The organism is Okeania sp. SIO2B9 (assembly GCF_010672505.1).
Taxonomy (GTDB): domain Bacteria; phylum Cyanobacteriota; class Cyanobacteriia; order Cyanobacteriales; family Microcoleaceae; genus Okeania; species Okeania hirsuta.
The window spans coordinates 1-2,510 of record NZ_JAAHGK010001131.1 but is presented as its reverse complement, the minus strand read 5'-3'; the positions used below and the strand labels follow the sequence as shown (position 1 = coordinate 2,510).

Below are 2,510 nucleotides of genomic sequence, written 5' to 3'. Positions count from 1 at the left end.
CTCACACAACAACGAGCCTTATTATACCAAGCACTAAAAAAGTCAGGTTTAATTTTTGCTGCATTATCATAACAAGCGATCGCCTCTCCATAAATACCTAACTTCATCAAAGCAACTCCTCGATTATTCCACGCATCGCTATAATTATTTTTAATAGCAATTGCCTGATTATAAGACTTAACTGCCTCTTGATATTTTTGAATTTTTGCTAAACAAACACCACGATTATTCCAGGCATCAGCATAATCAGCTTTAACTTTAATTGCTTGTTCAAAAGAATTAATTGCCTCTTGATAATGCTGCAATTCTATTAAAGAAACACCACGATTATTCCAGGCATCAGCATAATCAGCACGAATTTGTAAAGCTCTATCATAAGAAGCGATCGCCTCATCATACATTTTTAATCTTGTCAATACCACCCCTCGATTATTCCAAGTATCTGCCATTTCAGGATGAATTTTCAAGGCTTGATTGTAAGAATAAATAGCTTCTTTGAGTCTACCTGCAAAGAAAAATTTATCTGCTTGTTTAGCATAATCATTTGCCATCATTAACGGTTCAGAATTATCAGTTTTAGCAGCAGAATATTGAATCAATGTATCCTTTTGCAGTTGTTCTATTTTTTCGTCGGCTTGTTGACTTTGTTGTTGCAGTTCATCTAATATTATTTGAGCTTCATTGACGATTTCTTTTAACTGAGATATTGTGTCATATTTAAAACTTTCAATTTCTTGCTCTGTAATAAAAATTTTGTTAGATAATTTTGTCTGAAGAAACCAAATCCAAATGGCAGCAGAAGCGGGAAATAAAGTCAGCAAAATCAAAAAAATACTGAGCAATGATGTGGCATGACGAAATGTATAATCTACTTCTTCTCGCACGCGACTACGAATTTCTTCTTTCAGTTGAAAATTTTCTACTTTTTCCTGATTTTGAGCTAGTAAACTATCAATTTTATGAGTTGCAAAATTTTTATTTTCTGGGAATACAGATAATAACTTTAAATCATTTTTTTGTTGGTAATTATCGTTAATTTTATCCTTTGTCCCTTGACTATACGCAGAATTTCCACTAATAGAAAATATTAGGGTGATAATTAAAATATAAATTGACTTTGGTAAGCCTTTACTGAGGTTTTTTAACATCTGCTTGTGGCAAAACTCTACCATGTTATATATAGCAAACTTTTTGAAATTTGGTATTATGTCATGTCCGGTTAAACAGTTATAAATAAACGACGAAGGAGTCAGTCTTCAGGAGTCATAAGGAAATAAAGAAGAAGAAAGAGGAGGAGAAGGAGAAGGAGAAAGTTTTTTGATCACTAATTATCCGGACATGATATGAGGACAGATCGACAACTTAAAACTCAGACAACGTTATTTCAGTTATCAGTTATCAGTCATCAGTCATCAGTTCTCAGTTGTAAGATTTTTACTTCTTCCTTCTACCTTGAAGAAGGAGTCAGGAGTCAACCCACCCCTAACCCCTCCCCTCCTGGGAGGGGAAGGACCTCCTCAGGAGGGAAAATTGCATGGGGATAGTCTTCGACAAGCCGCTCCGCGTCTACGCTCCCCCAAACAATTTTGAGCACCGTGTAGACGGTGGGGTATTAAACCCATAAGGGAAATGATAAACTAATAATATTTCTATCTATAGCATTAGACATCTCCTCCAAAAGAGGGAATAGGGAATAGGGAATAGGGAACCCACCCCTCGCCCCTCCCCCTCCTGGGAGGGGAATAATTGATAATTTCTGTACGATAATTGATTTGATTTTTGATTTTTGGAGATGTCTATTATAGAAATAGCAAATTTTTAACTTTTGACTTTTGACTTTTGACTTTTGACTTAAAAATGTCTGAATGGATTGAAATTGGTAGAATTGTTGCTCCTCAAGGTTTGAGAGGAGAGTTGCGAGTATATCCTAACTCTGACTTTCCAGAAAGATTCTTAGAACCAGGAAAAAGATGGTTATTACAACCAGGTCAGGTAGACCCCCAAGATATTGAGTTACTGGGTGGTCGTTATCTTCCTGGTAAAGAGTTATATGTAATACAGTTGGCAGGGATTGAAAATCGCGAACAAGCTGAAGCATTACGCAATAGTCATTTGTTCGTCCAACGAGGCGATCGCCCCCAACTAGCAGAGGGTGAATTTTATCTACCAGACTTAATTGGTTTGACAGTTATTAATCAATTAAATGGGGAAATTATTGGTAAAGTTGTGAGTATGATTTCAGCAGGAAACGATTTATTAGAGGTAGAAAAAATATCTACAGATACTCCGATTATTTCTGAAACTATTACTCAAGATAAACCACTACAAGAAAGTGGGAGAAGTCGGCGTAAAAAAAATCAGAAAAAGCCTAAATCTTCCCCTCCTCAAAATCTATTAATTCCTTTTGTTAAAGAAATTGTTCCTGTAGTTAATTTTGAAAAAGGTATCATTGAAATTATTCCCCCATTAGGCTTAATTGACTTATAAAAAATGGGTGCATCTCAATTTTA

The 2,510-nt window shown here is 35.4% G+C and carries 3 protein-coding genes; 2 read left to right on the top strand and 1 reads right to left on the bottom strand.

Annotated elements, in window-relative coordinates:
• A partial coding sequence (locus F6K13_RS28095; RefSeq protein WP_287289146.1) for a tetratricopeptide repeat protein occupies positions 1–1,172 on the bottom strand: 1,172 nt, incomplete at its 3' end.
• Between the two features lie 171 nt (positions 1,173–1,343).
• Between F6K13_RS28095 and F6K13_RS28090 the strand changes: the two genes are divergently transcribed.
• Both F6K13_RS28090 and rimM read left to right on the top strand, forming a co-directional pair.
• Complete coding sequence (locus F6K13_RS28090; RefSeq protein ID WP_287289144.1) at positions 1,344–1,544, top strand: hypothetical protein; 201 nt, start codon at positions 1,344–1,346, stop codon at positions 1,542–1,544.
• Between the two features lie 313 nt (positions 1,545–1,857).
• The gene (rimM, locus tag F6K13_RS28085; protein WP_287289142.1) at positions 1,858–2,487 is read left to right on the top strand and encodes a ribosome maturation factor RimM; all 630 of its coding nucleotides are present in this window, start codon (positions 1,858–1,860) and stop codon (positions 2,485–2,487) included.
• Positions 2,488–2,510 lie beyond the last annotated feature (23 nt).